This window comes from Streptomyces sp. NPDC058401, assembly GCF_042722885.1.
Taxonomy (GTDB): domain Bacteria; phylum Actinomycetota; class Actinomycetes; order Streptomycetales; family Streptomycetaceae; genus Streptomyces.
The window spans coordinates 1-15,657 of the sequence record NZ_JBHXKA010000025.1 but is presented as its reverse complement, the minus strand read 5'-3'; the positions used below and the strand labels follow the sequence as shown (position 1 = coordinate 15,657).

Annotated in this window: 16 protein-coding genes and 1 pseudogene; 12 read left to right on the top strand and 5 right to left on the bottom strand. The window is 71.7% G+C overall.

What is annotated here, in order from left to right:
- Positions 1-26: 26 nt before the first annotated feature.
- From ACFWNV_RS12115 to ACFWNV_RS12100, 4 genes are all read left to right on the top strand, one after another.
- The gene (locus tag ACFWNV_RS12115) at positions 27-656 is read left to right on the top strand and encodes a CBS domain-containing protein (RefSeq protein WP_383944461.1); all 630 of its coding nucleotides are present in this window, start codon (positions 27-29) and stop codon (positions 654-656) included.
- A 162-nt stretch (positions 657-818) separates the two neighbouring features.
- On the top strand, positions 819-1,682 hold the full coding sequence (locus ACFWNV_RS12110; protein ID WP_383944458.1) for a slipin family protein: 864 nt from the start codon (positions 819-821) through the stop codon (positions 1,680-1,682).
- A 418-nt stretch (positions 1,683-2,100) separates the two neighbouring features.
- Positions 2,101-2,712: a DUF5994 family protein gene (locus ACFWNV_RS12105; protein ID WP_383944455.1), complete on the top strand. Its 612-nt coding sequence runs from the start codon at positions 2,101-2,103 to the stop codon at positions 2,710-2,712.
- 203 nt (positions 2,713-2,915) lie between these two features.
- Positions 2,916-3,749 carry a hypothetical protein gene (locus tag ACFWNV_RS12100; protein ID WP_383944452.1) on the top strand — a complete coding sequence of 278 codons (834 nt, stop codon included), beginning with the start codon at positions 2,916-2,918 and terminating at the stop codon, positions 3,747-3,749.
- A 130-nt stretch (positions 3,750-3,879) separates the two neighbouring features.
- On the opposite strand, the gene ACFWNV_RS12095 is transcribed toward ACFWNV_RS12100, so the two are convergent.
- On the bottom strand, positions 3,880-4,155 hold the full coding sequence (locus ACFWNV_RS12095) for an isoamylase early set domain-containing protein (protein WP_383944450.1): 276 nt from the start codon (positions 4,153-4,155) through the stop codon (positions 3,880-3,882).
- 206 nt (positions 4,156-4,361) lie between these two features.
- Between ACFWNV_RS12095 and ACFWNV_RS12090 the strand changes: the two genes are divergently transcribed.
- Positions 4,362-4,574, top strand: coding sequence for a hypothetical protein (locus tag ACFWNV_RS12090; protein ID WP_383944447.1), 213 nt, complete (start codon positions 4,362-4,364; stop codon positions 4,572-4,574).
- A 62-nt stretch (positions 4,575-4,636) separates the two neighbouring features.
- Here the strand turns inward: ACFWNV_RS12090 and ACFWNV_RS12085 are convergent, their stop codons facing one another.
- Positions 4,637-5,653 (bottom strand): alpha/beta hydrolase, encoded by a 1,017-nt coding sequence (locus tag ACFWNV_RS12085; RefSeq protein ID WP_383944444.1) that lies wholly within the window; start codon positions 5,651-5,653, stop codon positions 4,637-4,639.
- Between the two features lie 237 nt (positions 5,654-5,890).
- On the opposite strand from ACFWNV_RS12085, the gene ACFWNV_RS12080 reads away from it, so the two are divergent.
- From ACFWNV_RS12080 to ACFWNV_RS12065, 4 genes are all read left to right on the top strand, one after another.
- A complete protein-coding gene (locus ACFWNV_RS12080; RefSeq protein WP_383944441.1) occupies positions 5,891-6,403 on the top strand; it encodes a hypothetical protein in 513 nt (170 codons plus the stop codon).
- Positions 6,404-6,701: 298 nt separating this feature from the next.
- A complete protein-coding gene (locus ACFWNV_RS12075) occupies positions 6,702-7,616 on the top strand; it encodes an aromatic prenyltransferase (RefSeq protein ID WP_383944438.1) in 915 nt (304 codons plus the stop codon).
- The gene (locus ACFWNV_RS12070; RefSeq protein ID WP_383944435.1) at positions 7,616-8,461 is read left to right on the top strand and encodes a class I SAM-dependent methyltransferase; all 846 of its coding nucleotides are present in this window, start codon (positions 7,616-7,618) and stop codon (positions 8,459-8,461) included. Before ACFWNV_RS12075 ends, ACFWNV_RS12070 begins: the two co-directional genes overlap by 1 nt.
- A 211-nt stretch (positions 8,462-8,672) precedes the next feature.
- Positions 8,673-10,070 carry an LPXTG cell wall anchor domain-containing protein gene (locus ACFWNV_RS12065; RefSeq protein WP_383944432.1) on the top strand — a complete coding sequence of 466 codons (1,398 nt, stop codon included), beginning with the start codon at positions 8,673-8,675 and terminating at the stop codon, positions 10,068-10,070.
- A gap of 15 nt (positions 10,071-10,085) precedes the next feature.
- On the opposite strand, the pseudogene ACFWNV_RS12060 reads toward ACFWNV_RS12065, so the two are convergent.
- Positions 10,086-10,214, bottom strand: a pseudogene (locus tag ACFWNV_RS12060) (ATP-binding protein); the annotation flags it as partial.
- A 158-nt stretch (positions 10,215-10,372) separates the two neighbouring features.
- The gene (locus ACFWNV_RS12055) at positions 10,373-11,209 is read right to left on the bottom strand and encodes a potassium channel family protein (protein ID WP_383944429.1); all 837 of its coding nucleotides are present in this window, start codon (positions 11,207-11,209) and stop codon (positions 10,373-10,375) included.
- Positions 11,210-11,669: 460 nt separating this feature from the next.
- Between ACFWNV_RS12055 and ACFWNV_RS12050 the strand changes: the two genes are divergently transcribed.
- Entirely contained in the window at positions 11,670-13,031 is a 1,362-nt protein-coding gene (locus ACFWNV_RS12050) for a bifunctional o-acetylhomoserine/o-acetylserine sulfhydrylase (RefSeq protein ID WP_383944426.1), read from the top strand.
- The gene (locus ACFWNV_RS12045) at positions 13,028-14,215 is read left to right on the top strand and encodes a homoserine O-acetyltransferase (protein ID WP_383944645.1); all 1,188 of its coding nucleotides are present in this window, start codon (positions 13,028-13,030) and stop codon (positions 14,213-14,215) included. The genes ACFWNV_RS12050 and ACFWNV_RS12045 overlap by 4 nt, the downstream gene beginning before the upstream one ends.
- 48 nt (positions 14,216-14,263) lie before the next feature.
- Here ACFWNV_RS12045 and ACFWNV_RS12040 read toward each other — a convergent pair whose 3' ends face one another.
- Entirely contained in the window at positions 14,264-14,872 is a 609-nt protein-coding gene (locus tag ACFWNV_RS12040; RefSeq protein ID WP_383944424.1) for a TetR/AcrR family transcriptional regulator, read from the bottom strand.
- 117 nt (positions 14,873-14,989) lie between these two features.
- Between ACFWNV_RS12040 and ACFWNV_RS12035 the strand changes: the two genes are divergently transcribed.
- Positions 14,990-15,622: an FMN-dependent NADH-azoreductase gene (locus tag ACFWNV_RS12035; RefSeq protein ID WP_383944421.1), complete on the top strand. Its 633-nt coding sequence runs from the start codon at positions 14,990-14,992 to the stop codon at positions 15,620-15,622.
- The last annotated feature ends 35 nt before the right edge of the window (positions 15,623-15,657 follow it).

Genomic DNA, 15,657 nt, shown 5'->3' with positions numbered 1-15,657 from the left:
GCCGGAGTCGGGCAGGAGGGCCTCAGATGAAGCACGCGAAGGTCGGCTTCCTGATGACCGACGAGGTCGTCTCGGTCCTGGGGAGGACACCGTCCGCGGACGTGGCCGCGCTGCTCGTCGCACACGAGATCAGCGGCGTGCCGGTCCTGGACGCGGACGAGCGCGTCGTCGGGGTCATTTCGCGGACCGATCTGCTCACCCAAGGCCACCTCACCGCCGAGGACTTGATGACCGCGCCGGCCGTCACGATCCACGCCGAACAGACCGTCACCGAGGCCGCCCGCCTCATCACCCGACGCGGGGTGACGCGGCTGCCGGTCGTCGACGAGGAGGAGCGACTGGTCGGCATCGTGACGCGGCGGGACCTGCTCCGCGTGTTCCTGCGCCCGGACCACGAGATACGCCGGGTGCTGGTCGAGGAAGTGCTCGCGGACACGATGGGGATCGGCGCCGATGCCGTGAGCGTGGATGTCGTGGACGGGGTCGTCACCTTGGCCGGCCGACTGCCGATGAGCAGCCAGATTCCCGTCGCGCTCAGGCTCGCCGGACAGTTGGACGGTGTGGTGGCGGTCATCGACCGGCTCACGGCCCGCTCCCACGACACCCGCACCCGGACCGCTCCGCCGGACCGCAGCGCCGAGGGCGTTCCCCGCTGATGCGGAGTGTGGACCGTTCGGCCCCTGCCCGCCCCACCCGCACCGCGCGAGCATGGAAGCGAGCCAGGCTCCCCGCACCCGGTCACACGCCGTACGGAGCCCTGCAGACGGATCCGGGCCCATTCCCTTGCTCCGCCACCGCACTTCGTGAGGAGCACCTCCATGGAAGTCCTGATCTTCGCCCTGATCGCCCTGGCCGTGGTCGCCCTGATCGGGCTGACGATGGCCCTGAAGATCGTCAAGCAGTACGAGCAGGGCGTGCTGTTCCGCTTCGGCAGGCTCGTCGGCACCCGTGCGCCGGGCCTGCGGGTCATCGTGCCGTTCGCAGACGTCCTGCACCGGGTGTCCCTGCGGATCGTCACCATGCCCATCCAGTCCCAGGGCATCATCACCCGGGACAACGTGAGCGTAGATGTCTCCGCGGTCGCCTACTTCCGCGTCGTCGACGCCGTGAAGTCGGTCATCGCCATCGAGAACGTGGGCGCGGCCATCAATCAGATCGCCCAGACCACCCTGCGCAAGGTCGTCGGCCAGCACACCCTCGACGAGACCCTGTCGGAGACCGACCGCATCAACCTCGGCATCCGCGAGATCCTCGACGTCACCACCGCCGAATGGGGCGTCGAAGTCACCCTGGTCGAACTGAAGGACATCCAGCTGCCCGACAGCATGAAGCGCGCGATGGCCCGCCAGGCCGAGGCCGAACGGGAGAAGAGGGCCAAAATCATCAACGCGGAGGGCGAGTCGCTGGCCGCCGCCGCACTCGGCGACGCCTCCGACACCATGATGGCCCACCCCCTCGCCCTGCAACTGCGCAACCTCCAGAGCCTGGTGGAGATCGGCGTCGACAAGAACACCACCGTCGTCTTCCCCGCTCCGCTCATGAGCACCATCGGCGAACTCGGCGCCTTCCTCGCCCGCGAGACCGCGGCCGCGACCCTTCAGACTCCGCACACGGCGGAGATCACCACGCCGCTCCCCAGCCCGTCCCCGCCGAACGGAGCGCGCGCGGTCAAGACCGTCTGACCGACAGTCGGCGCCGCCGTGCGGAGGACGTTCTCCGTACGGCGGCGCCGACTGCCGCCGCCCGTAGCCGCGGACGTCAGTACGGCAGAACGCGCCCCGACGGCGTGCGCAGGTCGAGGGGCGGGGGGCGGTGCGGCCGTGGCCTGGGTGTCGAGATCTGGATTCGAGGCATGGTCGATCACCTCTTCGGGAGCGGGACCCGGAACAGGCCCGCACTTCAGAATCACCCGGCGGGACGCTCGCCCGGCAGGGCCGACGGGGACAGAGGAGGGGGCCGACCGGCCCTTCTGAGCCCCGCACAGGAGTAGGCTGGAGCTACCGGGAGTATGTCGCGCACCGGATGCAACTCAGGTGTCATTTCCGGCGATCAATACGCCGGACCGTCGAACTGCGGGCGGCCCGGGGACAGGTCTCCACCATGACCGTCGCCCTGGAACGCACCACGCCTGCCACGCCTGCTACGCCACCCGCGCCACCCGCTGCCGCGCATGCTCGCCCCGCTCGCCTCGTGCTCACGCCGGAGACCACCCTCGCCGGGAAGCTGGACGGCGCCTGGTGGCCCCGCTCCCGCGACCTCGCAGGCGAACTCCCCGTTCTCGTCGCCGCCTTGGCGGAGCCCTGGGGACGCATCACCCGCGTCACCGTCAACCCCACCCGGTGGCCCGTCATCCCGCACAAGGTGCCCGTGGCCGGGCACGCCGTCCACGTGGGCTGGTTCACCGAGCAGGACCCCGACACCCTGATCCTGCTCTCCTACACCGTCGGCCGCTGGGACCTCCTCGTCGTCCCACCCCAGACCGCACCCGCCGCCGCGGCCCGCCTGATGGCCGCCGCCGCCGTCCCCGGCAGCGTCCTGACCGCCCGCGCACTGATCGCCGCCGAAGCCGTCATCGGCCGAAGGCCCGACCTCCGGAACCGGGAAGATGCCTGGGAGAGCGAAGGCGGAGCGCGCAGATCCGACATCGGCTCCGACATCGGTTCCCTCGCCAGGCAACCGGTCGGCCCCCTGTCCGCCGGCGCTTGGTGGTGAGCCTCGTCCGCGGGATGTCGCCGTAGCAGCGGGAGGCGAAGTACGGACGGCGCCGGCGGCGCCCGGGGAGTGCCGGGGCAGTGACCGGCGAGTACGGAGGCCAGGCGTCGCTGGCCCTTCCTCAGGGCCGGCGCAGCGGCAACGCCGATGTTCCCCTCAGGTCCTCCCCGATACCGGAGGTCTTCAGGACTAGCCTTCGCCTCATGCTGCGCATTGCCGACACCCGGACCGGCCGCTCCGTGGAGATTCCTTACGGACACCGCCACCTGCTGCGCATCTGTGTGCACCTGCCGGCCACCGGCGCCCGGGTCGGCGCGGTGGATCTGCGGGCACCCCTCGTCGGTGACGTGCTGGCGCGTACCGCGGAGCTGCGTGGTCTGCAGGCCCTCACGGTTCTCGTCACACCGGACCTGCCGGATGAGCAAGGCCGGGCGCTCGATCGTGCCATGGCCCTTCTCGGCATCCACCCGCCCGACACCGTCGGTGCACACCGGCTGACCGAGACACTGTGCGCCGCTGCCGACGTGCACCTTCTCGCGTACGGCGCCGACACCCAGGACGGGGTCGGCGGGGTCCGGGTCGACGTGGGGCAGGTCAGGCCGGCCCTCCCCCCTGACGGGGATGACGCGGACGAAGCCCCGCTCCTCGCCCCGGATCTTCTGGACGGGTTCGCCCCGGCGGGGACCGATCCCCTGGCTGTAAGGATGCTGTTGCTCGGGCACGCCCACCACACGCCGGTCACAGTCACCGGCGCGGGGCTCACCGAGGCCCGGCGGACGCTGCGGCACCGGCGGCAGCAGGTGGCCGAATGGGCGCAGGAGCCCTCCCGGCCGATCCCCGCCGACGTGCTGCACCAGGCACAGGACGCGCTCGCCGACAATATCGGCGTCCCGGTCGTCCTGGACATGCTGCGCAGTGTGGCCGGGCGCGCCGATGTGCCGGCCGGTGCCGCATTCGAGACGTTCGCCTTTCTCGACCGGATCCTCGGGCTGGACCTCGTGCGGGAGGTGGGGCACCAGCACCCCGGGACGCCATGACGTCAGGCACCTCCCGGCGCCCGGTCGCCCTGCGGCACGCCACGTCCGGCCGAACCCGCCCGCAGACGGGGCGCGCCCACTGGCGGGTTCGACGTGACGGGCCGTGCCCGGTCATGCCGGGTTGGGCCGATCAGGTGTGCAGACGGCTGTTGGGGCCGTCGTGGTCCCCCGCGCTCTCGTCGTTGAACCAGTAATCACCGGCGGCCAGGTACCGGAAGGAATGCGTGCTCTCGCTCGGCAGCTCCACCGTAACGGACCGCTTCCCGTCCTTGCGGGGCCGCAGCGTGTGGGCACCGGGCTGCCAGTCGTTGAAGTCGCCCACCACGCTGACCTGGCCGGCCGGGGTGTCGGCGGGCAGGACGAAAGTGACCTCCGTGCGGTTCTTGCGCAGCGTGCGCTCCAGCATGGTGCGGGCTCCTGACAGCAGGTGGGGTGGGGATCGTGCCCATCCTCGGACCTGAAGGGATGGCCCGCCTGCCGACGCCTCCACATCGGGGGACGGGCGTCACCCATGTGCCTCGCTTTGCAGTCGACGTGATGCAGACCGTCACGCTGCGTGCCAGCGTGATCCGAGAGGAATCCGTACCCCACGCATCAAGAGGAGTCGCCGTCATGGGCGGTAGGCACGACAAGCATCAGGAGCCGGGCAAGGGCCGCGAGGCGCGGGAGCACCGTCGCCCCGGAGACCCCGCGCAGCCCCAGCCGGGCAAGCCGTCCCGCGAGCAGGGCCCGGAGCCGGAACAGAAGCCGGGCGAGGAAGAGGCTTCACGCCGTCGCGAGGACGACCTGCTGCGCGAAGAGGACCTGCACGACGAGACGTTCTGACCAGCGGAGGGCTGATCCACCCGGCCGGGCTGACAGGGCGGCAGCCAGAACCGCGCCTGCCGTCAGCCGTTGGAGGGGACGGGGGCGAGCATGCGCTTGCTGATCCATTCCAGGGGGCCTTGGAAGAGTCCGTCGGCGTAGTCCTTGCCGCTGTGACTGGCGCCCGGAATCACGTGGAGGTCGGTCTCGATCGGGCCCTTGCCGATCTTGTCCTTGAAGGCCTTCACCTCGGCACCCGGTTCCTTTTCCCCCAGCATGAAGGAGATGTGGACCTTCGGTCCGTTCTTCTTGATGAGCTCCTCGGCGAGGAAGAGCGGCGAGTTGGCCTTCTTCTCCTCGGGGTGGCCGTTCCAGAAGGGGGAGTCGGGGGCGGTGTCGGGTCCGCCCGCAACGGCCGCGCCGAAGCGGTCGGGGTACTGGAGGACCATCTTCATGCCGACGTAGCCGCCGGAGGAGGAGCCGAAGAAGCCCCAGCCCCCGGGGTCCTTGTAAGTGCGGAAGTTCTCGCGGACGAGGTCGGGGACGTCGTCCGATATCCAGGTGCCCATCTTGGGCTGGCCGGGGATGTCGCTGCCGTCCCAGTACAGCTTGTCCTTCGCGTTGAGGACCGGCATGACCACGATGTACGGGAGCGACTTGCCCGCATCGGCCTGCTCGGCGATGCGCTCCTGGAGCTTGAGGTCGCCGCCGAACCAGTAGTTGGTCGGGAAGCCGGCGGCGCCGGGCAGGGCTATCAGGACGGGGAAGGCGCTGTTGGCGTACTTCTTCTCCTTGTACTGCTTGGGCACCCAGGCCCAGACCCGTCCCTCGAACGTCGACTTCGGGCCGTTCAGGGTGGTCACCATGACCTGGGTGCCGTCGCCCAGGGTGCGCTGGACCTTCCACTCCCGAATGTTCGTGGGCATCTGGACGTTGCCGGGCGCCTGCGGTGTCGCCCTACCGGATGCACTACCGGACGGGGTCCCGCTGCCGGCCCCGGCGAAGGCTGCCTTCTCGGGGCCGCTGGAACAGCCGGCCAGTGCCAGCAGACCGGCGAGAGCCAGCGCGAGGGTGGGGATGAATGTGCGGCGGCGGTTCACGTCTTGCTCCTGTCCGACCGGGTAACCCCCGATACAGCGGACAAGACGGGCATAAAGTTCACAGCGTTCCCGAGCGCGGGCTTTACCGCCCAAAGACCCGGAGCGCAGGACCTTCTTCCGGGGCCCATCGACCCGGCGCGGCGTCAAGTGGCGCCGGCGCTCGGCCAGTAGGCGGCGAACACTGCGCTACGGACCGTCGGTCTCCCGCCCACCCGGGCCACGGGCACGGCGCGCATCGTGCTGTCCGGTCTGCTTCTCGGGCTTGCCGCCCTCCTGACCCGCCGGGCGGTCAGCGCGGCGGACGAGGGCCCGTTCACCCTGGTGGCGGCCGTCGGCCTGTGGCTGCTGGGCGCCGTAGTGGTGATGCCCGTGGCGGCGCCCGCCGCACCGGGACTCGTCGGCTGGATGGTGCGCGGATGGTCGGGGCCGGCACTGACGCTGGCGCTCACCCAGGCGCGCCGGACACCGCGCCGTAGTGCCGGGACCGCGGCGGCCGTCATGGTCGGGGTGAGCCTGGTGGCCTCACTGGCCGTGGTCGGAGAGTCGGCGCAGGCGCAAGTGCGCCGGGAACAGGGCTACATCGCGGGCCGGACCACTCGGCCTCCTCCTCGGGCGGGGCCAGGACTGACGGCGCAAGAGGTGAGGACGCAACGGCGCTTCTGGCCGCCGCCTGGCCGGCCCGCCGCGCAGCACGGGTCGAACCCGCTGTCGCGGTGGGCGACTGATGCCACGCCGGGTCGACCGAGGTGAAGGGGGTGCGCCGCTCATAGGGGCGTGCGCCGGTGGCTTTGCGTCACATTCATGCCGATGTATGCGCTCTTGTCGAAGTTGATCTCACCATGAGTTGATGGGGCGCGGGCAGCCGGAAGATGTCACTCCGCCCAGCTGCTCCGCCATGCCCAGCGTGAATTCCACCGCTACGGGATGTACGCGGACGGCGTCGGCTAAAGACCGCTGCTGCCCCGCGAGCAGGAGCCGTCGCCGTGAACGAACTGCCCCACCCCACCCCACCCCACACCGCACCGCACCGCACCGCACCGGAGAACTCGTGCCCGAATCATCCCTGTTCTCGCCCGGTCAGTTCCTGACCGACATCGAGGCGACGGCCCACGCCATCGGAGCCGGCTACTGCCCGAGCACCACGCGCCGCATGCTCGACGTCTACGAGTCCGGCTTCCACGAGGGAGCGGTCCTGTGGCGCACGACCAGCAAGCCCGCCGGCCCCCTCAACTACCGCTTCTACGCGCGCCGTCCCACCGACACCGTCGGCATCGCCGCGAGAGCCGGACTCCTGGCCCCGGGCGATCCCATGGCTCAGCTCATCGGGGCGTGGAGCGGGTTGTACGAGGGCTCGACCGAGCTGTGCGACTTCGACGCCGTGGACGGGCTCGTGAAGACCTGGGTGTTCCTGGGCGGTATGCGTCCGGTGCCCGATGTCCTCGCCGCTCCCGGAGTGCCGGCGAGCATCCGCCACCATGCGTCCGCCTTCGACGGGCTGGGGCTGGCCTGGGTGCGGCACGTGGCGGTCGACTACCAGCGCCGATCGGTCAACCTGTACTTCCGTACCGCCGAGGGCTTCACCCCGGCGCATGCCGGGCGGCTCCTCGCCCTCGCCGGGGCGGAGTTGCCCGCGGACTCGGTGCTGGCGGACATGGAGGGGTTCACAGCCCCCACCGGCTGCACGTTCTCGGTCACCATGGCGGCGCAGACCGGGCGGATCGAGCGGGTGGGCGTCTACGCGCTCCGACTTCCGCCGGGACGGTACCCGTCGGTCGGCGAGCGGCTGGAGCGTTTCTTCACCGCGGCGCCCTCACGCGACGTCGAGGAGATGAACGCGGTCGCCTGGTCCTTCGGCGCCCGGGCCCAGCACTACGTCAAGGCGGAGCGGTCCTACTGCGGCCGTCTGGTCGAACTCATGCGGGAGTGGGCGAGCCCCATGACCGACGTCGGGGTGCGGGTGTGATGCCGGCCACGGCCGGCATCCGGCTGCGGGACGCCGGGGACGCCGGGGACGCCGGGGACGCCGGGGACGCTTACACCAACGGCGTACTGGGCCACGGCAGAACGGGAGAGTACGAGCGGCTGCGCCTCCTCGAAAGGGTCAGCGATCCCGCCACGGTCCGCATCCTCGAACGCCTTCCGATGACCCGGTCGTGGCACTGTGCCGACATCGGCGCCGGAACCGGCTCGCTGGCCGGATGGCTCGCGGCCCGCTGCCCGGACGGGCAGGTCACCGCCACCGACGTGGACACCCGGTACCTCGATGCCATGCCCCGGCCCGGCAACCTGACGGTCCTCGACCAGGACGCGACTCGGGGAAGCTTCCCCCCGGCCTCCCTCGACCTCGTCCACGCACGAGCACTGCTCACCCACCTCCCCGGGCCCGAGAAGGTGGTGCGGCGCATGGCGGGCTGGCTCAAGCCGGGCGGATGGCTGGTGATCGAGGACCCGACCTACCTCCCGGCCGAGGCCTCCCCCTACCCCGAGTTCGCGGCCCTCCTCGCGGCCTGCGGCAGGCTGCTGGCCCTGACCCAGGCGACGGATACCACCTGGGCCCGGCGGATCCCCGCGGCCATGGCCGAAGCGGGGCTGACCGACGTGGGGATGTCCGCCGAGCTGTCCGTCTGCGGCCGCGACGAGGTGGAGGACGCGTACTGGCGCCGCTCCTTCGCCCAAGCCACTCCCGGCCTCCTCGAGTACGGCCTGATGAGCGAAGACCGGATCCAGCGCGCCGTCGGCCACCTCGACGAGCCGGGCTTCGCCGACGCGGCATGGCTGATGGTGTCCTGCTGGGCACGCCGCCGCTGAGGACCCGGGCGTCGCACGTCCCCGGGACGGGATTCCGTGCTCATTGCGGAAGATGCCGTGCCGGGGAACTCCTTAACAGCTCCTCAAGGCCGCCTTATCGGTGTCTGCTGTCGGGGGCGAACGCCTTGGCGGCCCCCTACCGTCACGGAAACGGCGTGATCCCTTCCGGGTGATCCACCGCTTCGTCCCGTAACCAAAGGATCCTCCACACATGCGCCCGACCTCCCTGCCCCGGATAGCCGCCGGCGGTTCGGTACTCGCCCTGGCCGCCCTCGCCGCGACCGCAGCCGGGGCAGCCGCTCCGTCCGCGCGCGCCGCTGACGGACCACACGCCGAACGGCGGGTTCAGGTGGTCATGGTGAACTTCACCGACAGCGAGTTCCCCGACCCGGCCGGCACGACAGCGCTCCTGAAGAAGGCCTACTTCGCGCAGAGCGGCTCCCTCGCCTCGTACTACAACGAGGTGACCCGCGGGGCCACCACCTTCGAACCCGCCGCCGCCGAAGGCGGAATCCTCGGCCCCATCGATCTGCCCATGGCCGGAGCCGGCTGCGACAGCGGCAAGATCTCCGACCTCACCTACAAGGCCCTTGAGGCCCGCGGCATCGCCAAGAGCGCCTACGAGCACGTCTCGATCGTCTTCCCCAACCAGAAGACCCACTGCTCCTACCTCGCCCTGGGATCGGTGGGCGGAGGCACCACCTGGCTGCCCATCGACGGCAAGGACATCTCCATGTCCGCCCTCGTCCACGAGTTCGGCCACAACTTCGGTTACTCCCACCACATGCGCCAACGCTGCGAGCAGGGCGCCCTGCCCGCATGCACCGGTACGGATGTCGTCAGCGGCAAGACCCCGATGGGCGGCGGCGGCTGGGAGGTCGGCCTCTCCTCCCCGGAACTCATCCACAACTCCTGGCTGCCCGGCACCGAACTGGCCAAGGTCACGAAGTCGGCCACCTACACCCTGCGCCCGCTCTACGGACAGGGCAGCGGCGTCCGCGCCCTGGACATCCCCCTCGGCGAGGACCGCCTCGTCATCGAACTGCGGGCCTCCTCCGGAACCCTGGACCACGACCTCAAGGGCGTCCACGCCTACCGCGTCCCGAAGGGCGACTACCGGCGCTCCGTACTCATCGACACCACCAAGCTGGACCACCACCCCGACGTCGACCGTCCCGCCCCCGACGCCGACGCCCTCAAGGCCGGGTCCGTCCTGACGGACGCGGGCGCGAAGGTAGAGGTGAAGGTCCTGGCCACCGACCCGGACGAGGGGACCGCGCGCGTCTCGGTCGCCCTGGGCGGAATCCCGGCGCCCGCCCCTGCCCCCACCAAAGCCCCCGCCGCCTCGTCGGCGGCCCCCGCCGCGCCTTCCGCGAAGGCACCGGAGCCCAGCGCGGACGTACCCGGCACGCAGACCCCCGGTAGCAGTGTGGAGGTCCCCGAGACCGGTGCGCTCGCCACCACCGGCGGAGGTTCCGCCTCCCGGACACTGGCCATCGCCGGCGCGGCCCTCGCCGCCCTCGGCGCGGCCTTCCTGCTGCGCGTACGGCGCCGTACGACCACCGCGGCCCTGTCCCCCACACCGCGCGGGGGCCGCCACCGCTCCTGAGCGGGCTCGGATCGGTCACCCGCCGCGGGGCAGGACGAGGAGGAAGGTCGTGCCGGCGCCGCCGGGTGTGTCGGTGACGGTGAGGGTGCCGTCGTGGCGGGTGGCGATGTCGCGGGCGATGGCGAGGCCCAGGCCGCTGCCGCCGCGGTGCAGCTGACCCGCGGTACCGGGCACGGAGACCTGCTCGGGAGCGCAGTTCGTGGGAGGCCTCCGCGACGAACCGGCTCTGCCCGTAGGCCTCCTTGCCCGCCCCGTCGAGGATCCCGGACTGCGGCCTGTTTCGCCTGACGCAGGGTGAACCCTCACTCCGGCGGTCGTTGGTCGGTGCCCGATGACCCGGCGCTTCGGCCCCGGCCCTCGTCCCGGTTCAGCCAATGCCTCAGTGCCCGGATCTCGCCGAGCGTGTCAACGGCGATCTGACGGGCCTCCGGAGAGCTCTCGTCGCTCCGCAGACGGTGGGCGTACCAGCCCGAGTACCAGGAGGCGAACGCTCCGATGACGACGCCGAACAGACCGACGGCCACCACGCTGAGCCCCACCGCCGTCAGCCTTCCGACCGGCGTGATCGGATACAGCTCCCCGTACATGGTCATCGTCATCGTGGTGGCGGCCCAGTAGGCCGCCAGTCCGAAACTGGTGATCGTCGCGCCCGGCGCATCGCGCTCGGCCTCCAGTGCCACGAGCGCCCCGGCCCCGCACAGCAGGACGGAGGCCATGCCCGCGTACAGCATCAGCTCGACGTCCAGACCGCGGCGCACCCGGTGGCGCAGCGTGGAAACCGCGGTCAGCTCGCGCACGGCACGCACCGGACGCAAGAACGGCAGCAGCACGATCACCAGATCCGGCAGGTGTCTGACGAACCAGGCGCGCCGTCCGCGCGCCAGGGCCAGCCGGACCAGGTAGTCGACGAGGAACACGGCCCACGTGACCGCGAGCCCGATCAGACACACCAGCCTCATGGAGGCGGACAGGCCCTGATCGGCGATCGGCACCGCGAAACAAGCCATGAACACCAGGGACACCACCAACAGCGGCCCCTCACCGGCCGCTTCCCACTCCACGACCCGCTCGTTGTCGGGGACCTCTCGGGTGGAGCGTCCCCCGGCTCCCGCTGCTCGCTGCCGCCTGTCGTTGCGCACACCGGCAAGCCTGCCTGCCCGGTTCACGAACGGGAGGCTCACACGCCCGGCTCGGCCCGGCATCTCGCCATTTGACCGAAAGACCTGGTGCGCCCCGCCCCGCCTGTGGTTCCCTGGGCCCATGACCGTACTCGTGACCCGTCGCCACGTCGACTACGTGCGTGTCACGACCACGGGTTGTCCCGTCACCGGCTGACGCGGCGCCGCGCGGCACAGACCCGCGCTTTCCTTCACCTCACGCACCACGCACCCCACGTACTCGTCGTACGCGGTCCCGTCCTGCCCGGACCCGGCCGCTGTCGGGCGGGAGCCGTCCGGTGCCTGGGCCCTGCTCCACGGTGAACCCCCCGCGCGCCGCCCTCGAAGGATCCCCGGCGCCCGGGCACAGGGTGCCGCGTCTTCCTTCCCGCATGGCAACGTCCCGCCTCCCCACCGTTCGTCCGCACCTCCGAGGAGACCCATGAGCCAGCCCATCGACGCCGTCACCGCAGGTCACACCCCCGAGAGCGAGCCCCCAGGCTCAGCGACGCCGGCCTGGTCCTTCGAGACCAAGCAGCTCCACGCCGGTTCCGCTCCCGATCCGACCACCGGCGCCCGCGCGGTCCCGATCTACCAGACCACCTCGTTCGTCTTCCGCGACACCCAGCACGCCTCCGACCTCTTCTCCCTCGCCGAACCCGGGAACATCTACACCCGCATCCACAACCCCACCCAAGACGCCCTCGAACAGCGCGTCGCCGCCCTCGAAGGCGGCGTCGCGGCCGTCGCCCTCGCCTCCGGGCAGGCCGCGGAGACCCTCGCGATCCTCAACCTGGCTTCGGCCGGCGACCACATCGTCTCCAGCGCCTCGCTCTACGGCGGCACGTACAACCTGTTCCGGCACACCCTGCCGAAGTTCGGCATCGACGTGTCGTTCGTCGACGACCCCGACGACCTCGGCGCCTGGCGCGCCGCCGTACGACCGCGGACCAAGGCCCTGTTCGCGGAGACCCTCGGCAACCCGCGCGGCAACGTCCTCGACGTCCGGGGCGTGGCCGACGTCGCGCACGCGGCGGGCCTGCCGCTCATCGTCGACAACACCGTGCCCACGCCGTACCTGCTGCGTCCCATCGAGCACGGCGCGGACGTCGTCGTCCACTCGGCCACCAAGTTCCTCGGCGGACACGGCACCACCCTCGGCGGCGTGGTCGTCGACGCGGGCACCTTCGACTTCGGCGCGCGCCCCGAGCGCTTCCCCGACTTCACCGAGCCCGACCCCAGCTACCACGGGCTGCGCTACTGGCCCGCCCTCGGACCGGGCGCGTACGCGGTCAAGCTGCGCGTGCAGCTGCTGCGCGACCTCGGCCCCGCCATCGCGCCGCACTCCGCCTTCCTGCTCCTGCAGGGCGTGGAGACGCTGAGCCTGCGGCTGGAGCGGCATTCCTCGAACGCCCAGGAGCTGGCGCAGTGGCTCGAACAGCGCGACGAGGTCTCGGTGGTGCACTACCCCGGCCTGCCGTCCAGCCGCTGGTACGAGGCGGCGCGCCGCTACCTGCCGCGCGGCTCCGGGGCCGTGCTCTCGTTCGAACTGCGGGGCGGTGTCGAGGCGGGCCGGCGGTTCGTGGACGGGCTGGAACTGTTCAGCCACCTCGCGAACATCGGCGACGTGCGCAGCCTCGTCATCCACCCCGCCTCCACCACCCACAGCCAGCTCGACGCGGAGCAGCTCGCCGCCACCGGCACCACCCCGGGGCTGGTGCGCCTGTCCGTCGGCATCGAGAACCTCGCCGACCTGAAGGCCGATCTGGAGGCCGGCTTCCGCGCCTCGAAGGAAGCGTCCTGAACCCCGCCACAGCGGCCCAGGACACCGCGGCTCTCCCTCCCGCCACCGGCGCGTGGCGGGAGGGGGCGCCGCCGGGCCGCCGCCAGTGGCACCGGCGGACGCACCCGCTGGCACTGGAGGCGGGCGGTGTGCTGCCGGGAGTGGGGCTGGCGTTCGAGACCTGGGGCCGGCCGGCGCCCGACCGTTCGAACGCGGTCCTCGTCCTGCACGCGCTGACCGGCGACAGCCACGTCGCGGGCGCCGCCGGGCCCGGTCACCCGACCTCCGGCTGGTGGGACGCGCTGGTCGGCCCGGGCCGGGCGCTCGACACCGACCGGTGGTTCGTGGTGGCGCCCAATGTCCTGGGCGGCTGCCAGGGAAGTACGGGGCCCGCCTCCACGGGCCCCGGCGGGCGCCCCTGGGGCGGCTCCTTCCCGCGCCTGACCCAACGCGACCAGGTGCGGGCCGAGATGGGACTCGCGGACGCGCTCGGCATCGGGCGCTGGGCCCTGGTGATCGGTGGATCCATGGGCGGGATGCGGGCGTTGGAATGGGCCGTCGGTGAACCCGGGCGCGTGGCCGCGCTGTTGCTGCTCGCCTGCCCTGCGGCGGCGAGCGCGGACCAGATCGCGTGGGCCACCGCTCAGGTCCACGCCATCCGGGCCGATCCCCACTGGCAGGGCGGCGACTACCACGATGCCGGGCCCGGGCAGGGGCCGCACACGGGGCTGGGCCTCGCGCGCCGCATCGCGCACATCACCTACCGGTCGGCCGGGGAACTGCAGACCCGCTTCGGCCACGAGGCCCAGGAGGGCGAGCAGCCCTGGCTCGGCGGCCGGTACCGCGTCGAGTCCTATCTCGACCACCAGGCCGTCAAGCTCCCCCGACGGTTCGACGCGGCCAGCTACGTCACCCTGGCCGAGGCCATGAACACCCACGACATCGGGCGGGGCCGCGCGGGCCGGCGGGCGGCCCTCGGCCGGGTACGGGCCCGTACGATGGTGGCCGGGGTGGACTCCGACCGCCTCTACCCCCTCGTACAGCAGGAGGAACTGGCGGACGGGATCCCGTCCGCGGACGGGGTCCGTGTCATCCGCTCCGCGTACGGGCACGACGGGTTCCTGTTGGAGACGGAGCAGGTCGGCGCACTGGTACGGGAACTCCTGGACGGCGCCCCGGATCCGCGCACCCGCCCCACGGACTGACGGGCCGAGCGGCCGGCGAGGCGTCCGGTCAGCCGGCGGGCCGTCCGGTCAGCCGCGGCAGATGCGTTCCACCAGGTCCTGCCAGGCCTGGGCCATGCGGTCCACGTGCCGGGTGGGATCTTCCTGCCCGGAAGCCGTCAGGTAGAGCAGGAAGGGGCCTTCGAGGGCGGCGGTGAGCTGCACGGCGAGCATGTCGAGGTCCGCGCCGTGGAGGTCCGCCTCCCCGAGCAGCACGCGGAGGTGCACCCGCGAGATGGTGCCCTCCCCGGCCGGTACCGGGCGGGATCCGTCCAGGGCGGCGCGGGCGATGGCGTAGTGCCTCAGCTGGAAGTCGATCCGGGCCCGGCCGTAGGCGACCAGCCGCTCGACCGGCCCTGCTCCCGGGCCCAGTGGCGGAGCGCCGGACAACACCTCTTCCTGGAGGGCGCGTTCGTCGTCGTCCAGCAGGCCCTGGAAGATGCCCGCCCGGCTGCCGAACCTCCGGAAGACCGTTCCCTTGCCCAGGCCCGAGCGCTCGGCAAGACCGTCCATCGTCAGCTTCTCCACGCCCTGTTCGGCGATCATCTCGCGGGCGGTGGACAGCAGCAGGAGCCGGTTGCGCACGGCGTCGGCGCGCTCGGGGCGGGGCGCTCCCACGGGCAGGAGGAATTGGTTCACGAGATCCACGCTACAACGGGAACTCTAAACGGGGTAAAGTCCGCTTATGCTGGTGTGCGGATGCACCATCACCATGCCGCCGGGATGAACATCCCGCTGACCTGCGGAGATACAGTCATGAGCTTGCTGCGCCTGGATTTCAGCCTCTTCCCCGACGCCTCGGCCGGCGCCGAGATCGCCAACCTGGTGGAAGCCGAGTGGACCGCCGCCCACCCCGGTGAGCCGGTCGTACGCCGGAACCCGGGCACCGACCCGCTTCCCGCCGACGCCTGGGCACTGGCCACCACCGCCGCCACCACCCCGGAACCCGACCACTCCCCCGCCCAGCGCGAGGCATTCGCCCTGGCAGGGACGCTGGCCGGGGAGCTGGCCGGCGCCGACGCCGTCCTGCTGGCCGTACCGCTGTACAACTTCGGGGTGTCCCAGCACTTCAAGACCTGGGTCGACCTGGTCATCACCGGAGCCGGCGGCCCCAACCCGATCCTGGAGGGAAAGCCCGCCGTACTGGTCACCGTACGAGGCGGCGGCTACGGCCCCGGCGCTCCCCGGGAGGGCTGGGACCACTCCACCGCCTTCCTCACGCGCATCATCGCCGACGTGTGGCAGGCCGATCTGACCGTCATCGAACGCGAGCTCACGCTCGCCGCCACCACCCCGGGCATGGAATCCCTCCGTGACCAGGCCGCCCGCAGTCACGCGGAGGCCCTGGCGGCGGCCCGCAAGACCAGCCTCACCCCGGCCGCCGGATAGCGGCATGCGGGTCGGGCCGCCGGCGGAGCACACCC

Excerpts from the sequence above, each read along its gene's own strand:
- ACFWNV_RS12115 (WP_383944461.1), top strand. The coding sequence starts at position 27 with ATGAAGCACGCGAAGGTCGGCTTCCTGATGACCGACGAGGTCGTCTCG.
- ACFWNV_RS12065 (WP_383944432.1), top strand. The coding sequence starts at position 8,673 with ATGCGCCCGACCTCCCTGCCCCGGATAGCCGCCGGCGGTTCGGTACTC.
- ACFWNV_RS12105 (WP_383944455.1), top strand. The coding sequence starts at position 2,101 with ATGACCGTCGCCCTGGAACGCACCACGCCTGCCACGCCTGCTACGCCA.
- ACFWNV_RS12070 (WP_383944435.1), top strand. The coding sequence starts at position 7,616 with ATGCCGGCCACGGCCGGCATCCGGCTGCGGGACGCCGGGGACGCCGGG.
- ACFWNV_RS12035 (WP_383944421.1), top strand. The coding sequence starts at position 14,990 with ATGAGCTTGCTGCGCCTGGATTTCAGCCTCTTCCCCGACGCCTCGGCC.
- ACFWNV_RS12050 (WP_383944426.1), top strand. The coding sequence starts at position 11,670 with ATGAGCCAGCCCATCGACGCCGTCACCGCAGGTCACACCCCCGAGAGC.
- ACFWNV_RS12110 (WP_383944458.1), top strand. The coding sequence starts at position 819 with ATGGAAGTCCTGATCTTCGCCCTGATCGCCCTGGCCGTGGTCGCCCTG.
- ACFWNV_RS12100 (WP_383944452.1), top strand. The coding sequence starts at position 2,916 with ATGCTGCGCATTGCCGACACCCGGACCGGCCGCTCCGTGGAGATTCCT.
- ACFWNV_RS12095 (WP_383944450.1), bottom strand. The coding sequence starts at position 4,155 with ATGCTGGAGCGCACGCTGCGCAAGAACCGCACGGAGGTCACTTTCGTC.
- ACFWNV_RS12090 (WP_383944447.1), top strand. The coding sequence starts at position 4,362 with ATGGGCGGTAGGCACGACAAGCATCAGGAGCCGGGCAAGGGCCGCGAG.